This is a genomic window from Kitasatospora sp. NPDC088783 (assembly GCF_044750705.1).
GTDB classification, from domain to species: Bacteria; Actinomycetota; Actinomycetes; order Streptomycetales; family Streptomycetaceae; genus Kitasatospora; species Kitasatospora fiedleri.
The window spans coordinates 14,102-40,303 of the sequence record NZ_JBIVKJ010000001.1 but is presented as its reverse complement, the minus strand read 5'-3'; the positions used below and the strand labels follow the sequence as shown (position 1 = coordinate 40,303).

The window sequence follows — 26,202 nt, the reverse complement described above, 5'->3', positions numbered from 1 at the left end:
ATATGATGAACAGATCCACCGATTGCGGCGCACGACGGAACACCGGCCCGAAAGGACGAGTCAACGCCGGGCCGCCCCGGACGGACACCCCGCAGCCGCGGCGACGGAAAAGATCGGGGGGTCGGGTAAGGGGCCCGCGCAGCCGTCCGCGCAGCCGTCCGCTCAGCCGCTCAGCGCCGCCGCGAGCTGGGTGCGGGCGGAGATGCCGAGCTTGCGGTAGATCCGCGACAGGTGGACCTCGACCGTCTTCGGCGTGACGAACAGCTGGTGCGCGATCGCCCGGTTGGTCGCCCCCGCCGCCGCCAGCTCGGCCACCCGCAGCTCGCTGGGGGTCAGCGCCCCCGGCCCGGACAGCGCCGCCCGGCGCGGGCGCGCGCCCGCCGCCCGCAGCGCCCCGCGCACCCGCTCGGTCAGCGGCCGGGCCCCGCACTGGTCGGCCGCGTCCAGCGCCGCGCGCAGCACCGCCCGGGACTCCGCCGCCCGGCCCGCCGCGTGCAGCGCGACCCCGAGGTCGGCCCGCGCCGCCGCCAGGTCCAGCCGCGCCGCCGACCCCTCCAGCACGGCGACCGACTCCCGCAGCAGCTCCACCGCGCCCACCCGGTCCGGCGCCAGGTCGGCCAGCAGCCGCAGCGCCCGACCGACCGGCGCGGGGGCGCCCCACCGCCGGGCCAGCTCCAGCTCCCGGACGGCCAGCTCCCGGGCCTGCCCGGTGCGGCCGTCCGCGTGCAGGGCCAGCGCCGCCGGGACCCGCCACTGCACCATGGCCGGGTTGAGCACCCCGATCGCCTCCGCGGCGCTCCCCGCCTCCAGGGCCTCGCGCGCCACCAGCGCCGGGGCGTCGCCGCGGGCCTGCCGCAGCCGGGCCCGCGGGGCACCGAGCAGGTGCGCCGGTCCGGCGGCGGCCAGCACCCGCCCGGCCTCGTCGAGGTCGCCGCGCAGGATCAGCGTCTCGCCGAGCGCGGCCCGCACCACCGGGCCGAGCACCGTGGTCCGCAGCCCCGTCCGCTCGTAGATCCGGGCCGCGGCCAGTCCCTCCCGGGCGTCCGTCTCGGCCTCCGCCAACTGCCCGGCCAGCAGCCAGCCGCGGGCCCGGACGGTGCTCGCCGAGGCCAGCATGCGCAGCGAACCGCTCCGCCGGGCGTCGGCCGTCAGCGCGTCCAGCCGGGCCGCCGCACCCGGGTCCTCCGCCAGCAGCAGCACCGCGAGGGCCAGCGCCAGCGCCGTGACGGTGTGCTCGGACGGCTCCAGCAGCCCGCCCGACAGCCCGCGCCGGGCCCGGTCCGCCGCGTCCGGGCGGCCCGTCATGGCGTCCTGGTAGGCGATCGCGCAGTCCAGCATCCGGGCTCCCGGACCGTCGTGCTCGGCCAGCTCGCGCAGCCGCGGCATCCGCCGCGCCAGCTCCCCCCGGCCGGAGCGGGAGGCGAACGCGGTGAACAGCATCGTGGCGGCCAGCCGGCGCCGCAGGTCCTCCGCCGGAACGCCGCCCTCCTCCCGCTCCAGCGCCGCCACCGCGTGCTCCAGGTCGGCCATCGCCTGCTCGGTCGGCTGCACGTAGGTCGCCGCCTCGCCCAGCAGCGCCGCGATCCGAGCCCGCTCCACCGGGCCGGACGCCAGCCGCAGCGCGGTGCGCAGGTGGCCGGCCGCGGCGGCGATGTCCTGGGTGATGGTCGCCTCCGCCAGCTCCAGCAGCAGCGGCACCCGTTCCGGCTCGGGCGGCGGCTCCTCCAGCGCCCGGCGCAGGAACACCGCCGCCTCGGCGGGCGCGCCCATCGCGGCCGACCGCGCAGCGGCCCGGCGCAGCAGCGCCACCGCGTGCGGGTCGGCGGCGGGCACCGCGTGCAGCAGGTGCGCGGCGATCCGGGCCGGGTCGCCGTCGCCGGTCCTGGCCTCCACCAGCCGGGCGGCCCGGCGGTGCAGCAGGGCCCGGTCGGCCGCCGGGATCGAGGCGTACACGGCGGCCCGGATCAGCGGGTGGACGTAGCGCAGGCGGCGCGGGCCGCGCCCGGCCGCGGAGCCCTCCCCGTCGTGCACGGTGCCGGGGTGGCCGATCTCGTCCAGGCAGCGCAGCGCGGTGCCCGGGTCGATGCCCGCCAGCGCCGCCGCGTCGGCCAGCGGCGCGTCGTCGCCGAGCACGGCGAGCGCGGCGGCGAAGCGCTGCGCCCGCGGACCGAGCCGGTCCCGGCGGCGCTCCACCAGCCGGGCCACCGCGTGCGGCCCGAGGTCCACCACGTACCCGGCGTGCGCGGCGTCGGTCGGCAGGTCCTGCTCGCGCACGGCCCGGGCCAGCTCGCGCAGCAGCAGCGGATTGCCCGCGGTGGCGTCGTGGCAGGCCCGGACGAAGTCCGGTTCGACGCCACCCCGGTCCAGCGCCCGGGTCAGGAACTCCGCGGCGGCGCCCCGGCCGAGCGGGCGCGGGCGCAGCACCGTGAACGCCGGGTCGGTGGCGACCTGGTTGAGCAGCGGCCGGGCCTCGACCGCCTCGTCGCTGCGCACGGCGGCGACCAGGGCGATCCGCAGCTCGGCCAGCCGGGGCAGCAGGAACGCCAGCCAGCGCAGCGACGGCGGGTCGCACCAGTGCAGGTCGTCGACGACGAGCAGCAGCGGCTCCTCCTCGGCCGCGTTCACCGCCAGCCACAGCAGGCCGTTCAGCGCGGCGAAGTCGCCGATCGCCGGCCTGGCCGCCGCCGGTTCCTCCCGGAGCGGTGCGAGGACCGCGGTGGCGGCCAGTGCCGGGCCGACCAGCAGGGCCGCCCGCCGCTCGGGGGGTGCCGCGGCCAGCAGCGGTTCGAGCAACTGCCGCACGACACCGAAGGCGAAACTGGTCTCCAACTCGGTGGCCCGCGCGGTGAGCACCCGCACGCCGCCCGCCCGGCCCCGGTCGCGGGCGTACCGCAGCAGGGCGCTCTTCCCGATCCCGGCCACCCCCTCCAGCAGCACGGCCGCCCCGGCACCGCGCCCGGCCGCGGCGACCGTCGCGTCGAGGACGGCCGACTCGTGGCCGCGTTCGAGGAGTGCCGCGTCCGGTACGGGGGCCGGGGGCGGCCCGGGTTCGGCGCTCACGTGCCCATCTTCGCCGCTCGCACCGGATCGGTCCAGGTCAGGGGCGGTCCGACCGGCCGGAGCGGGCGCGGTCGGCCGAGCGTCGGGCCCGGCGTTCAGCCCGCCGCGACGCAGGCCCAGCGGACGACCGTCCCGCCGTGGTGCGGGCGCGCGCCGTGGGCGAGGGCGAGGGTGGCCACGAGGAGCAGTCCGCGGCCGTGTTCGTCGGGCGGCGGCAGGTCGGGGGCGGCGGTGCGGGCGGGGCCGCCGTCGGTGACCTCGACCCAGAGCCGGCGGTCGGCGCGGTCGTGGCGGAGCCGGAGGGCGACCGGCGGGAGGGCGTGGCGGACCGCGTTGGTCACCAGTTCGGACACCACCAGGACCGCGGCGTCGGCGGCGGCGGGCTCCACCCCCCAGGAGTTCAGCGACGCCCGGGCCGACCGGCGGAGCGGCCCGAGCGCGTCGGGGCGGTGCTCGACCGCCCAGTGCTCCCCCTCCCGTCCCGGCGCGGGCGCGGGGGCGGGGACGGCGGGGGCGGGGCGGGGGGCCGTCGGGATCTCGGTCGTGGCCACGGCGATCACTTCCAGCGGGTGCGGTTGGCGGGCTCTCCCTCCGTTGTCCCACCCGGGCCCGCCCCCGGCGTCAGGGGGTGCACCCCAAGGAAACGGCACGGTTCACCGCCCGGATCGGAAACGTTCTCCTCCCCGGGCCGGGAACGGGGCGCGGGCGCTGGCAGGATGGCCGGGTGCACGACGACACCACCCCCACCCGGGCCGAACGGGTCCGCCTCTACCTCGACACCCTGCGGGCCCGGATGTCCCCCGACGAGTTCCGGGTGCTGGGCCGCCTCCTCGCCCCCGCGGTGGCCTCCCTCGCCGCCCCCGCCGAGGACCACGTCCTCGACCTCGCCCCCGAGGACCGGGCGCACCTGACCCGCGAGGTGGAGGAGGAACTCCTCGCCGTGCTGTCGATCGTCGCCACCGGCACCATGGAGCACCGGTTCGTCGACCTCGGCGACGGCGCGACCACGGTGCTGGACACCGGCGCGGCCGACGACCCGGAGGCCGTCGAGCGGATGCGCGCGTGGGCCGCCCGGCAGCGCGAGGTCCGGGTCGGCGCCGAGCAGGCCCCGCACGCCTGACGCCCGGCCGTCGGCGCCGCGGCCCCGGCCGGTCACGGCACCGGGCCGCCCAGTCCGTGCTGCCGCGCGTAGTGGACGACGGCGACCCGGTCGCGGCAGCCGGTCTTGGCGAAGATCCGGTTGATGTGGGTCTTGACGGTGTTGTTGCTGAGGAAGAGGGCCGCGCCGATCTCCCGGTTGCTGAGCCCGCGGGCCACCAGGGCCAGCACCTCGGCCTCCCGGGCGGTCAGCCCGTCCGGCCGCGGGCCTTCCGGAGCGGGGGCGGGGGCCGGGTCCGGGAAAGGCGGCGGGTCCGGTGCCGGGCCGGCCGCGGCGAGGAGCGCCCCGCGCACCCGGGGGTCGAGCACGGCGAAGCCCCCGTGCGCGGCGCGCAGGGCGGCGGCGATGTCCGCCCGGTCCGCGTCCTTGGTCAGGTAGGAGCACGCCCCGGCCCGCAGCGCCGCCAGGACCGAGGCGTCGTCGACGTAGGTGGTCAGGACGACGACCGCGACGCCCGGGTGCTCGCGCGCGAGGACCCGGGTGGCACCGGTCCCGTCCAGGCGGGGCATGTGCAGGTCCATCAGCACGGCGTCCGGCCGGTGCCGTTCGACCTGGGCGACGGCCTCCTCGCCGTCGGCGGCGGTCGCCACCACCTCGATCCCGGGCAGCAGGCCCAGCATGATCGCCAGCCCCTCCCGGATGCTGGCCTGGTCGTCGGCGACGACGATCCGCAGCGGGCCGGGGTCCGCGCTCACCGCGGCACCCGCGCGGTGAGGGTCCAGATGCCGTCGGCGCCGTCGGCACGCAGCGTGCCGCCCAGCAGCGCCAGGCGCTCCCGGATGCCGGTGAGCCCGTAGCCCCCGTCGACCGTCGCGACCCCGGCCTCCACCCGCCCGGGGCCGGGCGGGCACAGCGGGTTGGAGACGGTCAGCGACACGTGGCGCTCCCGGTAGTCGAGGGTGACGGACACCGGCCGCCCGGGTGCGTGTTTGGCGGCGTTGACCAGGGCCTCCTGCGCCGTCCGCAGGAGGTGGAGGTTCTGCTCGGGGCCGAGCGCCGGGCCCCGGGCGCCGTGCACCTCCAGCCGGACGGACGCCGCGTGGCGCAGGCGGTGCTCCGCCGCCGCGGCCTCCAGCCCCTCGGGCAGCGGGACGTCGCCGCCGCGCAGCGCGTGCACGGCGCGGCGGGTCTCGACCAGTCCGTCGGAGGCCATCCGGCGGGCCCGGTCGAGGGTCTCCAGCAGCCGCGGGTCGGGGGGCGGGCCGCCGTCCTGGGCGGCGAGGGCGCGGGCCAGCTGGATCTGGATGCCGAGCGCCCCGAGCGAGTGCGCGAGCACGTCGTGGATCTCCCGGGCGATGCGGGCGCGTTCGTCCAGCACCGCGGTACGGCGCTGCTCCGCGCGCAGTTCCTCGGACCGGTCGAGCAGCAGGGCCGCCTGCTCGGCCCGGAGCCGGTGCGCCCGCCGGTTGTGACCGGCCAGCAGGGCGACCACCAGCAGCAGCGGGTAGCCGAGGAAGACCCCGCGGCCGGCGCCCGAGGCCAGCGCACCGGCCTGCACGGCCAGCACGCCGAGCGCGGCCACGGTCCACCCGGCCGACAGCGGGAGGTCACTGCCCGCGGCGATCACCGCGATCGCCGCGAGGCCCACCGTCGTGCCCGCCCCGGGCTGCGCGCAGGCGGCCCCGGCGACGGCGGACACCGCCCCGAGCAGCAGCGGCACGGCCGGTCCGCCCGCGGGCGCGCCCACGGGGGCGCGCAGGTCGAGGACGGCCCAGAGCGCCAGGCAGCCGCCGCAGAACAGGTAGCCGGCGGCGATCGCCGTCCGGCCGGGGCCCGTGGGCAGGCCGGTGGAACGGACGAAGGTGTCGAGGCCGATCAGCGCGAAGGCCACGCCTCGGATCGTCCAGGAGACGGTGCGGAGCACAGCTCCACGATAAGTCGCCGATCCGGTGGCGGAGCGGCGGGCGGACGGGCGCCCCGGCGGTCCGGGCGCCGGCGGTTCCCGGTCGGCGACGGGGGCCGTGGCTGCGGCCCGGTTCACCGGGCACCGCCGCGGCGGCGGTCCGGACGCGTGGCCGACCGTTCCCGGCGCCGCTCCTCCCGGCGGTCCCGGTGGCGGTCGCGGTCGCGGTGCGGGGCCCCGTACCGCTGTTCCCCGCGCGGGTTCGGCCCCCGGAGCAGGGGCTGCGGGCGGTGCCCGGCCGGACGGCCGGGCCGGGCGGCGGCCCCGGGCGGCAGACCGGTGGCGGACGGCAGGCCGGTCGCCCGGGCGCGCGGCAGCAGGACGGCTGCCTGCCCGAGCCGGTTCGCGCCCAGGAACAGGACGGCGGTGGCACCGGAGGCCGCCGCGTGGGCACCCGCTGCCGCGCCCGCGTGGGCCGTCGCCGCGCGCAGTCCCGCGAGCACCGGCCACCAGCAGAGTCCGGCCGCGGGCATCCGGGCCCAGAGCACCCCGGCCCGGTCCTCCAACCGCAGCGTCCGCCCCTGGCCCGCGCCGACCGCGGCGGCCCCCGCGGCGGCGACCGCCAGCAGGACGGCGTCCGCCGGGGCCAGGGCGAGCAGGGCCGCCGGGCCGCCGAGCCCCGCCCGGGTGAACAGACCGAGGACGAGCAGGAGGAGCGGCGCGAGGAGCACGCGGCGCGGGCGCAGCGGGCCGCCCCGCCACTGCCGCACCGCCACGGCGGCGACGGTCACGAGCACGGGCAGCACCCGGAGGAGGGTCGGCATCGGCCAGGTTCCTGACGGTCGGGGCGGCGCCGGGAGAAGGAGGGGGCCGCCGGAGGACAGCCAGGCTAGGGACGGGCTCCCCGGCCGGGCGTCACCCCGTGCGGTGACCTCCGGGGTGACGTCCGGCCGGCCCGTTCCACCCCGGAGGTCACCGCGGCGGGCGACGCGCGGACCGGGGGCGGCCGGGGAGCGTGGGCCGGGTCAGGCACCGCTCCGTACCGGAAGGCCCCCCGATGTCCCCCACCGCCCAGGCGCTCGTCGTCAACGCCGCCGTCCTGTTCGCCATCCTGGAGGCCGACCTCGGGCCGCACCGCCGGATCGGCGCCTTCCGGCTGCTGCGCCCGGTCCTGGCCGCCGGGGCCATCGTGCCGCTGTTCGTGCGGAACCCCGCGCTCTCCGGCGCCGGCCTGTCCCTGGAGATCGCCGGGGTGGTCGCCGGGCTGCTGGGCGGCGCCCTGGCCGCCGCGGCGTTCCGGGTCTACCGCAGCCCGCGCACCGGGCGCCCCGTCAGCCGGGCCGGCTGGGCGTACGCGGCCGTGTGGGTCGGCGTCATCGGGGCCAGGGCCGCCTTCTCCTACGGCTCGGTCCACTGGTTCGCGGCCCCGCTCGGCGGTTGGATGCGCGAGCACCGGGTCTCCGGCGACGCCCTGACCGACGCCCTGCTGCTGATGGCCGTGGCGATGATGCTCACCCGCACGGCCGCGCTCGCCGCCCGCACCCGGACCGTCCTGGGTCCGGTCGGCCGGGGCGTCCCGGCCGACCGGGCCTGAGGCGGGTCAGGCGTCGGGGGCGCGGTGGACCCGGCGGCCGCCGACGAAGGTCTCCAGGACGCGGGCCAGCGCGATCTCCTCGGCGGGGCGGGCGAAGACGTCGCGGTCGAGCACGGCGAGGTCGGCGAGCTTGCCGGGGGTGATGGTGCCGGTGTCGTCGAGGTGGTTCACGTGGGCGCTGCCCGCGGTGTAGGCGGCGAGCGCGGTGTGCAGCGGGATGCGCTGCTCGGGGAGGAAGACCGGGCGGTCGGAGCCGGGCTGGTGGCGGTTGACGGCGGTGTGCAGGGCGGCGATCGGGTCGGGGCTGGAGACCGGCCAGTCGCTGCCGGCGGCGAGGGTGGCGCCGCTGCGGACGAGGTCGGCGAACGGGTACTGGCGGGCGGCCCGGTCCCGGCCGAGGAAGGGGATGGTGAGCTCGTCCATCTGGGGTTCGTGGGCCGCCCACAGGGCCTGGACGTTGGCGGTGGCGCCGAGCGCGCGGAAGCGCGGGACGTCCGCCGGGTCGACCACCTGGAGGTGGGCCAGGTGGTGCCGGTTGTCGCGCCGGCCGTTGGCCCGGAGGGCGGCCTCGACGGCGTCCAGCGCCTCGCGCACGGCCCGGTCGCCGAGGGCGTGGAAGTGGACCTGGAACCCCTCGGCGTCCAGTGCGGTGACGGCCTCGGCGAGTTCGCGGGGGTCGACGAAGGAGAGGCCGGAGTTGCCGGAGGCGCAGCCGCAGGCGTCCAGGTAGGGGCCGAGCAGGGCGGCGGTGCCGTTCTCGGCGATGCCGTCCTGCATGATCTTCACGGTGTGGGTGTTCAGCCCGCCGAGGGTGAACTCCTCCCGGCGGCGCAGGAGTTCGGGCAGTTGCCCGAGGCCCTCGGACCGCTCCCACCACAGCGCACCGCGGACCCGGGCGGTCAGCAGCCCCTCCCGCACGGCGCGGCGGTAGACCGGCGCGGCGTCGGGGGTGGAGGCGTGCGCGCCGAGCAGGGCGTCCTGCCAGGCGGTGATGCCGTACCCGTGCAGGACGGCCTGGGCGTGCAGCAGGCCGGCCAGCTGCTCGTCGGCGGTCACCGCGGGGACGTGGTCGGCGACCAGGCGCATGGCGCCCTCCTGGAGCGTGCCGCCGGGCGTGCCGTCGGCCTCGCGTTCGATCCGGCCGTCGGCGGGGTCGGGGGTGCGGCGGTCGAGGCCGGCGAGTTCGAGGGCCCGGGTGTTGGTCCAGGCGCCGTGGTGGTCGCGGTTGACCAGGTAGACCGGGCGGTCCGGCACCAGGGTGTCGAGCAGGTGGCGGTCGGGGGTGCCGCCGGGGAAGGACTCCATCGACCAGCCGCCGCCGGTGATCCAGGGGCGGTCGGGGTGGGCGTCGGCGTAGGCGCGGATCCGGGCGGCGCAATCCGCCGGGCCGGTGGCGCCGGACAGGTCGCACTGGCCCGCCTCCACGCCCGCGCCGACGGGGTGGACGTGGGCGTCCTGGAAGCCCGGGATCAGCAGCCGGCCGCGCAGGTCGACGACCTCGGTGGCCGGTCCGACCAGGTCGCGCACCTCGTCGTGGCCGACCGCGAGGACGCGGTCGCCGCGCACCGCCACCGAGGTGGCGTACGGGCGGACCGGGTCGACGGTGTGGACCGGCCCTCCGGTGAACACGAGGTCGGCGGTGGCGGCGTGCATGCGGGCTCCAGGACGGGGGTGCGGACGGACGGAGGGCGGGCGGAGGACGGGCAGAAGGCGGACGGGCGGGTCAGGCGGTGGCGTCCATGGGCAGGGCGATGGCGTCGGCGTCGGTGCCCCGGCCGGTGGTGAAGTACGGGGAGCGGCGGCGCCACTTGGCGACGGCGGCGACGAGCAGGCCGGAGCCGACGATCAGCGCGGGGATCAGCAGCATGAACCAGCCGTTGTCGGGGGTGGCCTCGAAGTGGTCGCTCATGGTGGCGTACTGGTAGGCGAGGTACCCGCCGAGGCCGAACAGCACCAGGGCGCTGAGGCCGGGCACGATGACGCCGCGCAGGGCGGGCGACAGGCCCGCGCGCAGGTCGGCGCGGAAGCGGACGGCGCAGGCCAGGGCGGTCAGGCCGTAGTAGAGCGCGACGATCAGGCCGATGGAGTTCACGGCGGTGAGGATCATCAGGTTGATCTTCGGGATGCCGACGGCGAGGACGGCCACGGCGGCGGACGTCGCCATGATGAGCAGGGTGCCGACGGCCGGGGAGCCGTAGCGGGGGTGCACTCTGGTCCACAGCCGGCCGAGGGTCCGGTCCCGGCCCATCGCGAGCGCGCCGCGCGCGGTCGGGATGACGCTGGACTGGAGCGAGGCGAACGCCGAGCACATCAGCGCGGCCAGCGGGAGCGAGGCCCACGGCTCGGGGGCGAGCTTCGCGCCGAGGTAGGTGAGGGCCTGCGGGCCCTGGGCGACGAGTTCGTCGTTGCCCAGGATGCGCTGGAAGGAGATCGCGGCGAACACCAGCAGGCCGAGCATCGCCAGCAGGGCGATCAGGCCGCCCCGGGAGGCGTCGGAGGCGTTCTTGGTCTCCTCGTTGACGGTGAAGGCGGCGTCCCAGCCCCAGAAGACGAACACCGCCAGCACCAGGCCCTGGGCGAGGGAGCGGAAGGAGTCGATGGCGAACGGGTCGAGCCAGTTCCAGGAGAACGACTCGTGCCCGGCGAGCATCGCCCAGGTGCAGAACACCAGCAGCACGGTGTACTCGAAGGCGAGCAGCGCCCACTGCAGGCGGGTCGCGGAGCGCACGCCGGTCACCGCGGTGACGGTGACGGCGACCAGGGCGACCAGGCCGACCACGGTGCTGATCCCGGTGGAGCCCGGGTCGAGGCCGACGCCGAGCAGGCGGTGCAGTCCGGCCTTGTTGACGAACTGGAGCACCACCGAGCCGGTGATCGCGCTGGTGTAGGCCATGAAGACCACGTTGGCGACCAGCACCACCCAGCCGGTCAGGAAGCCCGGCCAGGCGCCGACCGAGCGGCCGACCCAGGTGTAGCCGTTGCCGCAGTTCGGCTCGGTGCGGTTGAGCCGGGCGTAGGAGAGCGCGATGCCGAGGATCGGCAGGAACGCGACCAGCAGCAGCGCCGGGGTCTGCCGGCCCGCGTACACCGCGAGCGCGCCCATGCCGATGCCGATGCTGGTGGTGGCGGCCGTGCTGGACGCCGCGATCGCCACGCCGTCGCGCACGCCCAGGGTGCGCCGCAGCTCCGGTGCGGGGGGTCCGGCGGGGATGCCAGCGGCCATGTCGGTCTCCTCGACTCGTGGGGGACCCTCCGCCCGGGCCTGAGCGGCGCGGGGCGGGCGGAGGGGGGTGCACCGATGAAACAACCCTGCCATAGTTACGTCAATAAGTTGTCGTAAGAGCGGACGCCCCGCAGCGCCGCCGATCCCGCCCCAGGAGCCCCGACGTGCCGGAACCGACGCGCATCCCCGCCGAACGCCGCCGCAGGCGCCCCACCCGCAACGGCACCGTGCTCACCGAGGAGCTGATCGTCACCGCGGCGCTCGACCTGATCGAGGCGCCCGGCGGGAACGCCCTGACCGTGCGCCGGCTCGGCACCGCCCTCGGCTGTGACCCGTCCACCGTCTACCGCTACTTCGCCGACACCGACGCCCTGCTGCTCGCGGTCGCCGACCGGCTGATCGGCGACTCGCTCGACGGCTTCGCCCCCACCGCCGACTGGCGGGCCGACCTGCGCGAGTTCGGGGTGCGGGTGCACAGCTCGGTGCTGCGCCACCCGCGGCTGGCCGCCGTCCGCGCCTCCCGGGTCACCGCCGGCCCGGCCGAGTGCCGCGCGGTCGACACCGGCATCGGCCTGCTGCTGGCGGCCGGCTTCTCCCCCGCCGACGCGGTGCGGCACTACCGCGCCTTCATCGACACCGTCCTCGCCCACGCCGCCCTCGACGCCGACGTCCGCACCCTCACCGCGCAGCAGCGCGACCAGCAGGACCGCTCCTGGCGCTCCGTCCACGGCAACCTCCCCGCCGCGGAGTACCCGCACCTGCACGCCGTCCGGGACCACCTGCCCGAGATGGCCGGCTCCGCCTTCCCGGACGTGCTGGACCTGCTGCTCGCCCGGCTCGCCGCGCTCAGCCCGTACGGCGCGGGCGGCGCGGGCGGCGGAGAAGTGACGGGCGGCGCGGACGGCGCAGTGGCCTGACCGGGCGGCCGCGGGTGGGCCGGTCGGAGGACGTCGGGCCCCGGCGGCCGGGGCGGGCGGCGACAGCGGGAACGGATGCCGCGCCGCCCGTGCCCGCGGGCGGCACGGACCGCCGGCCCGGCGCCGGTGGCGGACGAAGGTGAGGTGACGGCCCCGGTGGAGTCGCTCGTGTCGGTCCTGGTGGTGGTCCTGGTGGCGGTCCTCGTGGCGGTCCCCCGGGGAGTGCCCGTGCCGGACGGCGGCCGGTGATGCGTGCCGGGACGCGCTTCACCCGGTCGGACACCGCGCGGGCCGAGGCGTTCAGCGACGGGGTCTTCGCCATCGCCGTGACCATCCTGGTGCTGGACCTGTCCGACCCGCCGCACCGCAGCGGGGGTCTGGCGCACGCGCTGGCCCAGCAGTGGCCGGCCTACGTCGGCTACGCGGCCTCGTTCAGCTACGTGGCGGTGATCTGGCTGAACCACCACCAGGCGTTCGTCCGGGTGCGCTCGCTCGACCGCGGCCTGCAGGCCGCGAACCTGCTGGTGCTGTTCACCACCGCGGCCCTGCCGTTCCCCACCGGGGTGCTCTCCCGCGCGCTGCAGGAGGACTTCGACGGCGCGGACGCCCGGACGGCGGTGGCCCTGTACGCGGGCGTCGCCGCGGCGATGTGCCTGAGCTGGGTGGTGCTCTACCACTGCCTGCGCCGCCGCCCGGAGCTGCTCGCCACCGGGGTGGAGCCGTCCTACCTGCGGCACGGCAGCCTGCGGTCGTGGATCGGCGTGGGCCTCTACGCGGCGGCCGGCGTGCTGGGCGCGGCGCTGGCCCCGCTGGTCGCGCTGGGGGTGTTCCTGCTGGTGCCCGCGTTCTACCTGCTCACCAGCGAGGGCTTCGGCCCCGCCCGCACCGGGGCCGGGGCCGGGGGCGGGGCCGGGGGCGGGGCCGGGGAGCACGGCTGAGCGGCTGAGCGGCCGTCAGGCCCGGCCGTGAGCAGCGCCGTTAACCGTGCCGTTGCCCGGGGAGGCTTCCGAAACGCCTCCTTCACCCGGGGCGCGTCCGGCGGAAACGGCCGCTGCCTAGCGTCTCCGGCCATGGACACAGCGCTGTATACATCCCCGGACACACCGAGCCTCCCGCACCGCGAGCGGGTCCACGCGGAGCTGAGCGAGGAGCTGCTGTCCGGTCGGATCGGGCTGCGCGAACGGCTGACCGAGGAGCGGCTGGCGGCCCGGTTCGGGGTCTCCCGGACGCCGGTGCGGGAGGCGCTGGCCCGGCTGCGGTCGGACGGGATGATCGAGCGCGGCGACGGCGGCTACTTCCCGGTGGTGCCGAACCTCCCGCAGCTGCGGGACCTGTACGAGCTCCGCGTCACGCTCGAACTGCGCGGCGTGGCACGGGCGTTGGAGGACCCTTCGCTGCGGCACGACCCGGCGGTGGTCGAGGCGGAGCTGCGGCGCTGGTACGCGATCCGGGAGGCGCCCCCCGAGCCGGACCCCCGGTTCGTCGTGCTGGACGAGGAGTTCCACACCGCGCTGTCCCGGGCCGCGGGCAACCCCGCGCTCACCGAGGCGCTGGTGGCGGTCAACCGGCGGATCCGCCGGGTCCGGATGTACGACTTCCTCACCCGGGACCGGGTGGACTCCACCGTCACCGAGCACATCGAGATCATGGAGCACGTCCGGGATGGCCGTCTGGACGAGGCGTACCGCGCCCTGCACAGCCACGTCGGGGCCTCCATGGACGTCGTCCTGGAGCGCGCCCGGCGTGCCCTGACGCAGATGGCCCTGCACGCGGACCGGGTCTGACCCCGGGTCCGCCCCGTCCGGCCGCCCCGCCCGCGCACCGCCCGTCGCCGCCGCGCGCCCCCTTCGCACGCCGTCCCGCGCACCCGCATGCCCGCGCACCCGCACCCGCACCCGCACCCGCACCCGCACCCGCACCCGCACCCGCACACCTGCGTACCCGCGCACCCTTCCGCTCTTCCGCACGGCAAGGAGGCACCGCATGAACGTCGAGCCACGCCTGGTGAAAGCCGCCGAGCCCGGCCCCCCGCAGTCGGCGGCACCGGGCACCGGGCAGGCGGTGAAGGAGACCCTGGAGGACTACACCCTCCGCTTCGCGCCGCGCAGTTACCGCCGCTGGACCCCGATGGTGGTGGCCACCACCGCCCTCGGCGGCATCGCCTACCTGGCCGACTTCTCGATCGGCGCCGGCATCGGCCTGGCCCACGGCACCGGCAACGCGCTGGTGGCGATCGCCGTGGCCGCCGTGGTCATCTTCGTCACCGGCTACCCGCTGGCGTACTACGGCGCCCGCTACAACATCGACCTGGACCTGATCACCCGCGGCTCCGGCTTCGGCTACTACGGCTCGGTGCTGACCAGCGTCATCTTCGCCAGCTTCACCTTCATCTTCTTCGCCCTCGAGGGCTCGATCATGGCCCAGGGCCTCAAGCTGGGCCTCGGTCTGCCGCTCTGGCTGGGCTACCTGGTCTCCACCCTGATGGTGATCCCGCTGGTGGTCTACGGCATGAAGGCGCTCAGCCGGCTCCAGGTGTGGACCACCCCGGTCTGGCTGGTGCTGATGGTCTCCCCGCTGGTGTACCTGATCTCCACCGACCCGGGCAGCGTGCACCGCTTCCTGTCCTACCCGGGCACCGACGGCGCGGGCGGGGTCAACACCGCCTCGGTGCTGCTGGGCGCCGGGGTCTGCCTGTCGCTGATCGCGCAGATCGGCGAGCAGATCGACTACCTGCGCTTCATGCCGCCCCGGACGGCGGCCAACCGGCGCGGGTGGTGGACGGCGGTGGTGCTGGCCGGCCCGGGCTGGGTGGTGGTCGGCGCGCTGAAGCAGGCGATCGGGGTCTTCCTCGCCGTGCACATCCTCTCGGCGGTCGGGCCCGGCCTCGCGCCCGAGCCGATCCGGCAGTTCAAGGGCGCCTTCGACGCGATGCTGCCGTCCTGGCTGGTCGTCCCGCTGGCGGTGGTGCTGGTGGTGATCAGCCAGATCAAGATCAACGTGACGAACGCCTACTCCGGCTCGCTCGCCTGGACGAACTCCTTCACCCGGGTCACCCGGCGCTACCCCGGGCGGATGGTCTTCGTCCTGGTCAACCTGGGCATCGCGCTCGTCCTGATGGAGGCCGACATGTTCAGCTTCCTCAACGGGGTCCTGGGCTTCTACTCGAACTGCGCGATCGCCTGGGTGGTCACCGTCGCGACCGACATCGGCGTCAACAAGCACCTGCTGCGGATCTCCCCGCTGCGACCGGAGTTCCGCCGCGGCATGCTGTACGCCGTCAACCCGGTCGGCGTGGTCGCCTTCACCGCCGCCTCGGGCCTGTCCATCGCGCTGTACTTCCACGCCCTGGGCGACACCCTCCAGCCGTACTCCCCGGTGGCCGCCGCCCTGATCGCCTTCGTCCTCACCCCGCTGATGGCCGTCCTCACCCGGGGCCGGTACTACCTGCGCCGCACCGACGACGGCCTGGCCGAGCCGCTGCTGGACGACGAGGGCAACCCGAGCGCGGCCACCCTGGTCTGCCACGTCTGCCACCAGCCGTACGAGCGCCCCGACCTGGCCGCCTGCGCCACCCACGACGCCGTCGTCTGCTCGCTGTGCCTGAGCACCGACCGGGTCGGCGACCACGTGCTGCCCGCCGCGCCCGCCGCACCCGTCACGCCCGCCGCGTCCGCCACCGCGTAACCCGCTCCGCCACCGGTACGGGGCGGACCGGCCGCCCCGTACCGGCCCGCCCGACCCCGCCCGGCCCCGTCCGGCCCGCCCCTGAGGAGCCGCCGTCGTGTTCGACACCCTGCTCGTCGCCAACCGCGGCGAGATCGCCTGCCGCGTCATCCGCTCCGCGTCCGCGCTCGGTCTGCGGACCGTCGCCGTGTACTCCGACGCCGACCGCACCGCCCCGCACGTCCGGATGGCCGACGAGGCCGTCCGGCTGGGCCCGGCGCCCGCCGCCGAGAGCTACCTGCGGGCCGACCTGGTGCTGGCCGCGGCCCGCGCGACGGGCGCCGGGGCGGTCCACCCCGGGTACGGCTTCCTGTCCGAGAACGCGGCGTTCGCCGCCGCCGCGGAGGCCGCCGGCCTGGTCTTCGTCGGCCCCACCCCCCGCCAGCTGGAGGTCTTCGGCGCCAAGCACACCGCCCGCGCGGCGGCCGAGGCCGCCGGGGTCCCGCTGCTGGCCGGCACCGGACTGCTGGCCGGACCGGAGGAGGCGCTGCGCGCGGCCGAGGAGATCGGCTACCCGGTGATGCTCAAGGCCACCGGCGGCGGGGGCGGCATCGGCATGCGGGCCTGCGCCGGGCCGGACGAACTGCGGGCCGCCCACGACCAGGTCACCCGGCTGGCCCGGGGCAACTTCGGCGACGGCGGGGTCTTCCTGGAGCGGTACGTCGCCCGGGCCCGGCACGTCGAGGTGCAGGTCTTCGGCGACGGCACCGGACGGGTCGTCAGCCTCGGCGACCGGGACTGTTCGTTGCAGCGCCGCCACCAGAAGGTCCTGGAGGAGGCCCCGGCCCCCGGCCTCCCGGCCGCACTGCGCGAGCGACTGCACCGCAGCGCGCGGGAGTTGTGCGCCTCGGTCGGCTACCGCTCGGCCGGCACCGTGGAGTTCGTCTACGACGCCGAACGCGAGGAGGCCGCCTTCCTGGAGGTCAACACCCGCCTCCAGGTGGAGCACCCGGTCACCGAGCAGATCACCGGCGTCGACCTGGTCGGCTGGATGCTGCGGCTGGCCCGCGGCGAGCGGGACCTGCTGGCCGGCGTCGGCCCCGACGGCCCGCCCGTCCGCGGGCACGCCGTCGAGGCCCGGCTCTACGCCGAGGACCCGGGCCAGGACCACCGGCCCAGCTCCGGCCTGCTCACCCGGGTCGAACTCCCCGGCGGTGCTCCCGACGGCGCCACCGGCGGTGCTCCCGGCGCCGGGGTGCGGGTGGACGGCTGGGTGGAGACCGGCCAGGAGGTCTCCCCCGCCTACGACCCGATGCTCGCCAAGGTGATCGCCACCGGCCGCGACCGCGCCGAGGCGTTCGCCCGGCTGGCCGAGGCCCTGGAAGCCACCCGGATCGACGGCGTCGAGACCAACCTCGGTCTGCTGCGCGCCGCCTGCCGCACCCCCGAGGTGCTGGCGGCCCGGCACACCACCGCCACCCTGGCCGGCGTCACCGACCCGCGCCCGCGGATCGACGTGGTCCGCGGCGGCACCCTCACCACCGTGCAGGACTGGCCCGGCCGCACCGGCCACTGGGACGTCGGCATACCGCCCGGCGGTCCGATGGACGACCTCTCCTTCCGGCTCGGCAACACCGCCGTCGGCAACCCGCAGGGCGCCCCCGGCCTGGAGTGCACCCTGGAGGGCCCGGCCCTGCGCTTCTCCCGGCCCGCCGTCGTCTGCGTCACCGGCGCCCCGGCCCCGGTCACGGTCGACGGCGCCCCCGCCGCCCAGTGGGAGCCGCTCGACCTGCCCGCCGGCGCCCTGCTGGAGGTCGGCACCCCCGCCGGGCCCGGCATGCGGACGTACGTGCTGGTGCGCGGCGGCCTCGACCTGCCCGCCTACCTCGGCAGCACCGCCACCTTCACCCTGGGCGGCTTCGGCGGCCACGCCGGACGGGCCCTGCGCACCGGCGACGTGCTGCGCCCGGCCGACCCCGCGCCCGGCGCGCCCGCGCCCGCCGCCGTCCCCGCCGCCCGGCGCCCGCACTTCACCACCCGCTGGCGGCTCGCGGTCTCCGAAGGCCCGCACCCCGCACCGGACTTCCTCACCCGGGCCGGCCTGCGGACGGTGTACGGCGCCGACTGGAAGGTCTCCGCCCAGTCCGCCCGCACCGGCGTGCGGCTGATCGGCCCCCGCCCCGAGTGGGCCCGGCCCGACGGCGGCGAGGCCGGACTGCACCCCTCCAACGTCCACGACACCGCGTACTCCGTCGGCGCCGTCAACCTCACCGGCGACACCCCCGCCATCCTCGGCCCCGACGGCCCCAGCCTCGGCGGCTTCGCCTGCCCGTTCACCGTGGTTGCCGGCGAGCGCTGGAAGGCCGGACAGCTGCGCCCCGGCGACACCGTCCGCTTCGTCCCCGTCACCGAGGCCCGCGCCGCCGAGCTGCGCCGCTCCCCCGCCCCGCGCACCCTGCCCGCCGACGGCCCCGACCCCGACGACGGCGTCCTCGCCCGCCGCCCCGCCACCGACACCGCGCCCGAGGTGGTCTACCGGCGCGGCGCCGACGACAACATCCTGGTCGAGTACGGCCCGATGGCCCTCGACCTGGCCCTGCGGATGCGGGTGCACGCCCTGGCCGGGCACCTCGCCGCGCACCGGCCCCGCGGCCTGGTCGACATCACCCCCGGCGTCCGCTCGCTGCACCTGCACACCGACCCCGACGCGCTCCCGCTGCGCACCCTGCTCGGCCTGCTCCAGGAGGCCGAGGACCGGCTCCCCGCCGCGCACGACCTCACCGTGCCCAGCCGGGAGGTCCACCTGCCGCTGTCCTGGGACGACCCCACGGTGGACGAGGCGATCTCCCGCTACCGCACCTCGGTGCGCGACGACGCCCCGTGGAACCCGTCCAACATCGAGTTCATCCGCCGGATCAACGGCCTCGACTCGGTCGACGACGTCCGCCGGACCGTCTTCGACGCCCGGTACCTGGTGCTCGGCCTCGGCGACGTCTACCTGGGCGCCCCCGCCGCCACCCCGCTCGACCCCCGCCACCGCCTGGTCACCACCAAGTACAACCCGGCCCGCACCTGGACCGCCGAGGCCGGCGTCGGCATCGGCGGCTCCTACCTGTGCGTCTACGGCATGGAGAGCCCCGGCGGCTACCAGCTGATCGGCCGCACCGTCCCGATCTGGGGCGGCCTGCGCCCCGGCCGGTCCTTCGCGGACGGCATCCCCTGGCTGCTGCGCTTCTTCGACCGGATCGTCTGGCACCCCGTCTCCCCGGCCGAACTCCTCGACGTCCGGGCGGACCTGGCCGCCGGCCGCCGCGCGCTCGACATCCGCCCCGGCACCTTCTCGCTGGCCGCGCACGAACGCTTCCTGGCCGAGAACGCCGACGGCATCGCCGCCTTCCGGGCCCGCCAGTCCGCCGCCTTCGCCGCCGAGCGGCGGGCCTGGGAGGCCGCGGGCGAACTCGCCGACCGGCCCGAGCCCGTCCCGGCCCCGGCGGCGGCGCCCCGCGCGCTGCCGCCCGGCGCCGGGCTGGTGGAGGCGCCGCTCAGCTCCAGCGTGTGGAAGGTGGCCGCCGCACCCGGCACCCGGGTCGCGGCGGGGCAGCCGCTGATCGTGCTGGAGGCCATGAAGATGGAGGTCGTCGTCCGCGCCCCGTCGGCCGGCGTCGTCGCCGACGTGCTGGTCGCCCCCGGCCAGCAGATCGACGCCGGCACCCCGTTGACCGTCGTCCTGCGAGAGGAAGCAGCGTGAACCGCACCACCCCCGAGAGCGCCGCCCCCGCCGCCCCCGCCCCCGGGACCGCCGGGACCGCCGGGACCGCCGAAGCCGTCACGGCCGCCACGGCCGCCACGGCCGCCACGGCCGAGGAGCGCGTCGCCGCCGCCTACCGGCGCATCGAGGAGGCCGACCGGCCGGAGGTCTGGATCACCCTGCGCCCCCGGGAGGAGGTCGCGGCCGAGGCCCGCGCCCTCGACGCCCGCGCGGCGGCCGGTGAACTCCTGCCGCTGCGGGGCCTGTTGTACGCCGTCAAGGACAACATCGACGTCGCGGGCCTGCCCACCACCGCCGCCTGCCCCGGCTACGCCCGGCACCCGGAGGTGTCCGCCACCGCCGTGCGGCGGCTGGCCGCCGCGGGCGCGATCGTGCTCGGCAAGACCAACATGGACCAGTTCGCCACCGGGCTGGTCGGCACCCGCAGCCCGTACGGCGCGGTGCGCGCGGCCCACCACCCGGAGAAGGTCTCCGGCGGCTCCAGCTCCGGCTCCGCGGTCGCCGTCGCGCTCGGCATCGCGGACTTCGCGCTCGGCACCGACACCGCGGGCTCGGGCCGGGTGCCCGCCGCGTTCAACGGCATCGTCGGCGTCAAACCGACCCTCGGCCTGGTCCCCACCACCGGGGTCGTCCCCGCCGCCCGCCCCTACGACGCCGTCACCGTCTTCGCCCGCACCCTGGCCGAGGCGCTGCCCGCGCTGGCCGTGCTGACCGGCCCCGACCCGGCCGACCCGCGCAGCCGCGCCTGGCCCGACGCCGTCCGGCTGGCGGCACCGGAGCGGCCCCGGGTGGCGCTGCCCCGCGAGCAGGACCTCGCGCCGCTGTCCGAGCAGGCCCGGGCCGCCTTCCACGCGGCCGCCGCCCGCCTGCGGGAGACCGGCGCGGAGACCGCCGCCGTCGACGTCTCGCCCCTGCTGGCGGCGGCCCGGCTGCTCTACGACGGCGCCCTGGTCGCCGAACGGTACGCGGCCGTCGGGGAGTTCCTCGCCCGCGACCCGGAGGGCGCCGACCCCACCGTCGCCGCCATCGTCCTCGCCGCGGCCGACCTGCCCGCCCACGCCCTCGCCGCCGACCAGGAACGCCTCGACCGCCACCGGGCCGACGCCGCCCGCCTGCTGGCCGGCTTCGACGCGCTCCTGCTGCCCACCACCACCGAGCACCCCACCCTCGCCGCCGTCCGGGCCGACCCCGTTGGCGTCAACTCCCGGCTCGGCACCTACACCAACTTCGTCAACCTGCTCGACCTGGCCGCCGTCGCCGTCCCGGCCGGCGAGGCGGACGGCAGCCCGTTCGGCGTCAGCGTCCTCACCCGCGCCTTCGACGACCAGGTCGGCCTCGACCTGGCCGCCCGCCTCACCGGCGAGGACCTCCCGACCCCCCTTCCCGACACCGGCATCGACCTGGTCGTGCTCGGCGCCCATCGCCGCGGCCAGCCCCTCAACCACCACCTCACCGACCCTGGCGCCCGCTACGCGGGCCCCGTCCGCACCGCCCCCGCCTACCGTCTGACCGCCCTCCCCACCACACCCCCCAAACCCGGCCTGGTCCACGTCGGCCCGGACGGGGGCGGCACGGTCACCGGCGAACGGTGGACCCTCTCCCCCGCCGCCCTGGGCCGCTTCCTCGCCGACCTCCCCGCCCCGATGTCCCTGGGCCGCATCCAACTCGACGACGCCACCTGGGTCCTGGGCTTCCAGTGCGACCCGCACACCGCGGCCACCGGCCCCGACATCACCCACCACGGCGACTGGCTCGCCTACCTGGCCACCCGGCCGCACCCCTGACCCCGCCGACCGACCGTCCGAACCGCCCCGACCGGTACCGGGGCCCGAGCGAGAACCGCCCCCCCAACCACCGCCCTCGGGCGGACCCACCCCCGAACGCACGGGACGGCCGGGCCGCCGCCGAACCCGGCTCCCGCCGACCACCGGGCACGGCGGCGCCGTCCACGGATCCGAGAGCACGCAGCCCCGGCCCCGGACGGAACGGCCCCGGACGGAACGGCCCCGGACGGAACGGACCCGGACGGAACGGACCCGGACGGAACGGACCCGGACGAGAGCGCTCTTCCCGCACGGACGGAGCAGGACGGCCGCCGCCACGGCGGCGAACTCGGCGGGGCGGACACCCGACCTCCGGGCTGCCGCGCCCCAGGCCACCGATCGCCCCGGCCCTCCCGCCGGGCGGACGCGTCCCCGCCCCGAACCCACGGGACGGCCGGGCCGCCGCCGAACCCGGCTCCCGCCGACCACCACCGCCGCCACCGCCACCGCCACCGGCGGCGGCTGCCAGGGCCTCAGTCCCTCGCCGGGGCCGCAGTGCTGTCGCGCAGCACCACCTCGGCGAAGACCTCGCTCCGCTGGGCGGTCGCGCCGCGCTCGCGGAGGGCGAGCCGGACGGCGGACTCGCCCATCGCGGTGAGCGGCAGTCGGACGGTGCTGAGGGCCGGGGCCAGGTCGGTCGCCAGGGGGATGTCGTCGAAGCCGGCTACCGAGATCCCGGCCGGGACGGGGATGTCCCGGTCGCGCAGTTCGGCGAGCGCCCCGGCGGCGCAGATGTCGGAGAGGGCGATCACCGCCGTGGGGCCGGGGGTGCCGTGCTCCCGGGCGGTGTCCAGGATGCGCGCCATGGCCGCCTTCCCGCCCTCGCGGGTGAACTCCGTGTGCTGGAGCATCCCTTCGGGCAGCGTGAGGCCCACCTCGCCCAGCGCCTCCAGCACGCCCTCCAGCCGGTCGGCGGAGACCCGCAGCCGCCGCGGCCCGGTGATCACCGCGAAGCGGCGGTGCCCCAGCTGGGCCAGCGCGTACGTCAGCGAGGCGGCGCCCTCGCGGTTGTGGACGTGCACGGTGTCGTACAGCGGGCCGTGGTCGCCGATCGCCACCACCCGGCCGCCCTGGGCCTCGTAGGCGGTCAGCGCCTCGTCCAGTTCGCGGACCGCCGTGACGTCGCTGTACGCCGACCCGGCCAGCACGATCGCCCGTACCCGGTGCGCGTGCAGCATCCGGATGGTCTGCAACTCCCGCCGGGGATCGCCGTCCGTGCTGGTGACCAGCGTGAGCAGCCCGTCCCGGGCGGCGGCGTCGCCCACGCCGCGGGCGATCCCGCCGAAGTACGGGTCCGCGACGTCGTGCAGCAGCACACCGACCGTCGTGCCGGAGGAGCGGGCCAGCGCCTGGGCCGGGGCGTTGGGGAGGTAGCCGAGGGCGGCGGCGCTCGCCCGCACCCGCGCCGACAGTTCCTCCGTCACCGAGCGGGCCGAGCCGTTCAGGGCCCGGGAGGCGGTGGCGAGCGAGACCCCGGCGTGCCGGGCCACGTCGCCGAGAGTGACTGCCACGGGTGCTCCTCGTTCCCTCGCCCTGTTCCCTCGCTGACCGAGGGAACAGGCTACCGCCTGACCGGAGCGCCTTGACCGGGGCGATCCGGCCGCCTAGCCTCAGTGCTTGGAAAGCGCTTTCCAGCACCTCTGAGGGCCATCTCGGAAAGCGCTTTCCATCTTGCCTCCGAACCTCCCGGACGCCACGTCCCGCCCCAGCCGGAAGCCGGTTCGGAGAGCGGTTTCCGGCCGTCCGGACCCGGAGGCACCCCCGCCGTCACCCCCTCCTCCCCCTCCCCGCCCCCTCGTCACCACTCAGACAAGGAACCCCCATGTCCCGCAAGGTCATCGGCATCGTCATGAACGGCGTCACCGGTCGGATGGGCTACCGCCAGCACCTGGTGCGCTCGATCCTGGCCATCCGCGAACAGGGCGGCCTGCCGCTCGGCGACGGCGAGGTGCTGTGGCCCGAGCCGATCCTGGTCGGGCGCAGCGCCGCCAAGCTGGAGGCGCTGGCCGCCCGGCACGGGCTGGAGCACTGGAGCACCTCGCTGGACGAGGCGCTCGCCCACCCGCTCGCGGAGATCTACTTCGACGCCCAGGTCACCCCGGCCCGGGAGGCGTCGATCAAGGCGGCGATCGCCGCCGGCAAGCACATCTACACGGAGAAGCCGACCGCCGAATCGCTGGCGGGCGCACTGGAGTTGGCGCGGCTGGCCCGGGAGGCCGGGGTCCGCAACGGCGCGGTGCAGGACAAGCTGTTCCTGCCGGGCCTGCTGAAGCTCAAGCGGCTGGTCGACGGCGGCTTCTTCGGCCGCATCCTGTCGGTGCGCGGCGAGTTCGGCTACTGGGTGTTCGAGGGCGACTGGCAGAGCGCGCAGCGCCCGTCCTGGAACTACCGGGCCGAGGACGGCGGCGGCATGATCCTCGACATGTTCCCGCACTGGCGGTACGTGCTGGACGGCATCATCGCCCCGGTCCGCTCGGTGTACGCGCACACCGCCACCCACGTCCCGCAGCGGGTGGACGAGTCGGGCCGGCCGTACCGGGCGACGGCGGACGACGCCGCGTACGGGGTGTTCGAGCTGGAGGGCGGGATCGTCGCGCAGATCAACTCGTCCTGGGCGGTGCGGGTCGACCGGGACGAGCTGGTGGAGTTCCAGGTGGACGGCACCGAGGGCAGCGCGGTCGCCGGTCTGCGCAACTGCCGCATCCAGCACCGTGGTTCGACGCCGAAGCCGGTGTGGAACCCGGACCTGCCGGCCACCGAGCGGTTCCGCGGGCAGTGGCAGCAGGTGCCGGACAACGACGAGTTCGACAACGGCTTCAAGGTGCAGTGGGAGCTGTTCCTGCGGCACGTGGCGACCGGCGCGCCGTACCGGTGGGACCTGCTGGAGGGTGCGAAGGGCGTGCAGTTCGCCGAGCTGGGGCTGCGCTCCGCCCGCGAGGGCCGCCGCCTCGAGGTGCCCGAGCTCAGCCTCTGACCCGGCCCCGCCGCTCCCAGCGCTCCCGGCGATCCCCGCGATCCCGCCGCTCAAGCCGTTCCCACCCCGCCCCCGCTCCCACCCCACCCCGGTCCCGCCCGCGCGGGACCGCCCGACCAGCGAGGTCTGACCCATGACGCATCTCGATCTGCCCGGTACCGGCCGGTACCGCCTGCGCGACCCGCAGCCGCTGGACGGCGTCCCGTCGGAGCCGGCCGTCTCCCGGGTGGCGTTCGCCGCCGCCCACGTGGTGGCCGACCCGTTCGGCGGCAACGCGCCGGGCGCGCCGGCGGCCGTGGACTGGGAGGCCACGCTCGCGTTCCGCCACCGGCTGTGGTCGCTGGGCCTGGGGGTGGCCGACGCGATGGACACCGCGCAGCGCGGCATGGGCCTGGACTGGGCGGCGACCCGGGAGCTGATCCGCCGCTCGGGCGCGGCGGCCCGCTCGGTCGGCGGGCGGCTGGCCTGCGGCGCGGGCACCGACCAACTGACTGGCACCGACGTCCCGTTGACGGCGGTACTGGCCGCGTACGAGGAGCAGTTGGCGGTGGTGGAGGAGGCCGGGGCGCAGCCGATCCTGATGGCGAGCCGGGCGCTGGCGGCGTCGGCGCGCGGGCCGGAGGACTACCTGGAGGTGTACGGGCGGCTGGTCGAGCAGTCGCAGCGGCCGGTGGTGCTGCACTGGTTGGGCGAGATGTTCGACCCGGCGCTGGCCGGCTACTGGGGCGCGGACGACCTGGACGCGGCGGCGGCGACGGTGCTGGAGCTGATCCGCAGCCACCCGGGGCGGATCGACGGCATCAAGGTGTCGCTGCTGGACGCGGACCGGGAGGTCGCGCTGCGGCGCGAACTGCCGTCCGGGGTGCGGCTGTACACGGGCGACGACTTCCACTACCCGGAGTTGGTCAAGGGCGACGAACTCGGCCACAGCCACGCACTGCTGGGCGTCTTCGACCCGATCGCGCAGGTCGCCGCGGCCGCGCTGCACGCGCTGGACGCCGGTGACCCGGCGCGCTACGACGCGCTGTTCGCACCGACCGTGCCGCTGGCGCGGCACCTGTTCGCGGCGCCGACGTTCCACTACAAGACGGGCATCGTGTTCCTGGCCTGGCTGTGCGGGTACCAGGAGCACTTCACGATGGTCGCGGGCGCGCAGAGCGGGCGGTCGGTCAGCCACCTGGTGGAGCTGTTCCGACTCGCGGACGCCGCAGGGGTGTTGGGCGATCCGGAGCTGGCCGCGGGCCGGATGCGGGAGTTCCTGGCGCTGGCGGGGGTGCGGGCGTGAGCGCGGGGCGGGCGCCGGGGGCGGCCGAGGGCTGCGAGCGGCTGTCGCTGAACCAGATCACCACCAAGGGGTGGACGCTGGAGGAGGCGGTGCGCGGGTGCGTGGCGGCGGGCGTCCCGGCGATCGGACTGTGGCGGGACAAGGTCGCGGAGACCGGCGTGGCCCGGGCGGCCCGGCTGTGCCGGGACGCGGGCCTGGCGGTGAGCAGCCTGTGCCGGGGCGGTTTCCTGACGGCGGGTGACGAGGCGGCGCGGCGCGCGGCGCTGGCGGACAACCTGGCGGCGATCGAGGAGGCCGCCGAGCTCGGCACCGACACCCTGGTGCTGGTGGTGGGCGGCCTGCCGCCCGGCAGCCGGGACCTGGTGGGCGCCCGCCGCCAGGTCGCCGACCTGATCGGTGAACTGGCCCCGCACGCGGGGGACTTCGGCGTCCGGCTGGCGATCGAGCCGCTGCACCCCATGTTCTGCGCGGACCGCGCCGTCGTCTCCACCCTCGGCCAGGCCCTCGACCTCGCCGAGGCGCACCCGGCGGACCGGGTGGGCGTCGTGGTGGACAGCTACCACGTGTGGTGGGACCCGGAGTTGGCGCGGCAGCTGGCCCGCGCCGGGGCGGGCGGCCGGATCGCCGCCTACCAGGTGTGCGACTGGACGCTGCCGCTGCCGGCGGACGCGCTGCTGGGCCGGGGGCACGTCGGCGACGGTCACATCGACTTCGGGTGGCTGACCGACCGGGTCGCGGAGGCCGGCTACACCGGCTGGATCGAGGTCGAGCTGTTCAACGAGGCGGTGTGGAACACTCCTGGCGCGCAGACCCTGGCGACGGTGCGGGAGCGCCACCGGACGCACGTCGTCCGGTGCTGACGGCGATGGGCGCGGGCAGGGCGGAGGCGGGC

General features: G+C 76.9%; 19 protein-coding genes. 11 read left to right on the top strand and 8 right to left on the bottom strand.

Annotation, left to right across the window (positions count from 1 at the left end; translation table 11 throughout):
* Window positions 1-162: 162 nt before the first annotated feature.
* Both ACIP60_RS00155 and ACIP60_RS00150 read right to left on the bottom strand, forming a co-directional pair.
* Window positions 163-3,060 carry a helix-turn-helix transcriptional regulator gene (locus ACIP60_RS00155; protein WP_400678560.1) on the bottom strand — a complete coding sequence of 966 codons (2,898 nt, stop codon included), beginning with the start codon at window positions 3,058-3,060 and terminating at the stop codon, window positions 163-165.
* A gap of 95 nt (window positions 3,061-3,155) precedes the next feature.
* On the bottom strand, window positions 3,156-3,611 hold the full coding sequence (locus ACIP60_RS00150; protein WP_400678558.1) for an ATP-binding protein: 456 nt from the start codon (window positions 3,609-3,611) through the stop codon (window positions 3,156-3,158).
* A gap of 173 nt (window positions 3,612-3,784) precedes the next feature.
* Here ACIP60_RS00150 and ACIP60_RS00145 point away from each other — a divergent pair, with 173 nt between their 5' ends.
* Window positions 3,785-4,180 carry a hypothetical protein gene (locus ACIP60_RS00145; protein ID WP_400678556.1) on the top strand — a complete coding sequence of 132 codons (396 nt, stop codon included), beginning with the start codon at window positions 3,785-3,787 and terminating at the stop codon, window positions 4,178-4,180.
* A 32-nt stretch (window positions 4,181-4,212) separates the two neighbouring features.
* Here the strand turns inward: ACIP60_RS00145 and ACIP60_RS00140 are convergent, their stop codons facing one another.
* The 3 genes from ACIP60_RS00140 to ACIP60_RS00130 form a co-directional block, all read right to left on the bottom strand.
* On the bottom strand, window positions 4,213-4,839 hold the full coding sequence (locus tag ACIP60_RS00140; RefSeq protein WP_400679890.1) for a response regulator: 627 nt from the start codon (window positions 4,837-4,839) through the stop codon (window positions 4,213-4,215).
* A 71-nt stretch (window positions 4,840-4,910) separates the two neighbouring features.
* Window positions 4,911-6,083 (bottom strand): sensor histidine kinase, encoded by a 1,173-nt coding sequence (locus ACIP60_RS00135; protein ID WP_400678555.1) that lies wholly within the window; start codon window positions 6,081-6,083, stop codon window positions 4,911-4,913.
* 113 nt (window positions 6,084-6,196) lie between these two features.
* Window positions 6,197-6,886: a hypothetical protein gene (locus ACIP60_RS00130; RefSeq protein WP_400678554.1), complete on the bottom strand. Its 690-nt coding sequence runs from the start codon at window positions 6,884-6,886 to the stop codon at window positions 6,197-6,199.
* Window positions 6,887-7,119: 233 nt separating this feature from the next.
* Between ACIP60_RS00130 and ACIP60_RS00125 the strand changes: the two genes are divergently transcribed.
* On the top strand, window positions 7,120-7,656 hold the full coding sequence (locus tag ACIP60_RS00125; protein WP_400678553.1) for a hypothetical protein: 537 nt from the start codon (window positions 7,120-7,122) through the stop codon (window positions 7,654-7,656).
* A gap of 6 nt (window positions 7,657-7,662) precedes the next feature.
* Here ACIP60_RS00125 and ACIP60_RS00120 read toward each other — a convergent pair whose 3' ends face one another.
* Window positions 7,663-9,309, bottom strand: coding sequence for an amidohydrolase (locus ACIP60_RS00120; protein WP_400678551.1), 1,647 nt, complete (start codon window positions 9,307-9,309; stop codon window positions 7,663-7,665).
* Window positions 9,310-9,379: 70 nt separating this feature from the next.
* On the bottom strand, window positions 9,380-10,879 hold the full coding sequence (locus tag ACIP60_RS00115; RefSeq protein ID WP_400678549.1) for an APC family permease: 1,500 nt from the start codon (window positions 10,877-10,879) through the stop codon (window positions 9,380-9,382).
* A 164-nt stretch (window positions 10,880-11,043) separates the two neighbouring features.
* Between ACIP60_RS00115 and ACIP60_RS00110 the strand changes: the two genes are divergently transcribed.
* The 6 genes from ACIP60_RS00110 (at window position 11,044) to atzF (ending at window position 21,012) form a co-directional block, all read left to right on the top strand.
* A complete protein-coding gene (locus tag ACIP60_RS00110; protein ID WP_400678548.1) occupies window positions 11,044-11,796 on the top strand; it encodes a TetR/AcrR family transcriptional regulator in 753 nt (250 codons plus the stop codon).
* Between the two features lie 248 nt (window positions 11,797-12,044).
* On the top strand, window positions 12,045-12,734 hold the full coding sequence (locus tag ACIP60_RS00105) for a TMEM175 family protein (RefSeq protein ID WP_400678546.1): 690 nt from the start codon (window positions 12,045-12,047) through the stop codon (window positions 12,732-12,734).
* A gap of 132 nt (window positions 12,735-12,866) precedes the next feature.
* The gene (locus tag ACIP60_RS00100; protein WP_400678544.1) at window positions 12,867-13,580 is read left to right on the top strand and encodes a GntR family transcriptional regulator; all 714 of its coding nucleotides are present in this window, start codon (window positions 12,867-12,869) and stop codon (window positions 13,578-13,580) included.
* A gap of 199 nt (window positions 13,581-13,779) precedes the next feature.
* The gene (locus tag ACIP60_RS00095) at window positions 13,780-15,480 is read left to right on the top strand and encodes an allantoin permease (RefSeq protein WP_400678542.1); all 1,701 of its coding nucleotides are present in this window, start codon (window positions 13,780-13,782) and stop codon (window positions 15,478-15,480) included.
* Window positions 15,481-15,577: 97 nt separating this feature from the next.
* Window positions 15,578-19,207 carry an urea carboxylase gene (gene uca / locus ACIP60_RS00090; protein WP_400678541.1) on the top strand — a complete coding sequence of 1,210 codons (3,630 nt, stop codon included), beginning with the start codon at window positions 15,578-15,580 and terminating at the stop codon, window positions 19,205-19,207.
* Window positions 19,204-21,012 (top strand): allophanate hydrolase, encoded by a 1,809-nt coding sequence (atzF, locus tag ACIP60_RS00085; protein WP_400678540.1) that lies wholly within the window; start codon window positions 19,204-19,206, stop codon window positions 21,010-21,012. Before uca ends, atzF begins: the two co-directional genes overlap by 4 nt.
* Window positions 21,013-21,524: 512 nt before the next feature.
* Here atzF and ACIP60_RS00080 read toward each other — a convergent pair.
* The gene (locus ACIP60_RS00080) at window positions 21,525-22,562 is read right to left on the bottom strand and encodes a LacI family DNA-binding transcriptional regulator (RefSeq protein ID WP_400678538.1); all 1,038 of its coding nucleotides are present in this window, start codon (window positions 22,560-22,562) and stop codon (window positions 21,525-21,527) included.
* Between the two features lie 311 nt (window positions 22,563-22,873).
* Here ACIP60_RS00080 and ACIP60_RS00075 point away from each other — a divergent pair, with 311 nt between their 5' ends.
* The 3 genes from ACIP60_RS00075 (at window position 22,874) to ACIP60_RS00065 (ending at window position 26,170) form a co-directional block, all read left to right on the top strand.
* Window positions 22,874-24,025: a Gfo/Idh/MocA family protein gene (locus ACIP60_RS00075; RefSeq protein WP_400678537.1), complete on the top strand. Its 1,152-nt coding sequence runs from the start codon at window positions 22,874-22,876 to the stop codon at window positions 24,023-24,025.
* 133 nt (window positions 24,026-24,158) lie between these two features.
* Complete coding sequence (locus ACIP60_RS00070) at window positions 24,159-25,310, top strand: dihydrodipicolinate synthase family protein (protein WP_400678535.1); 1,152 nt, start codon at window positions 24,159-24,161, stop codon at window positions 25,308-25,310.
* Complete coding sequence (locus tag ACIP60_RS00065) at window positions 25,307-26,170, top strand: sugar phosphate isomerase/epimerase family protein (RefSeq protein ID WP_400678534.1); 864 nt, start codon at window positions 25,307-25,309, stop codon at window positions 26,168-26,170. The genes ACIP60_RS00070 and ACIP60_RS00065 overlap by 4 nt, the downstream gene beginning before the upstream one ends.
* The last annotated feature ends 32 nt before the right edge of the window (window positions 26,171-26,202 follow it).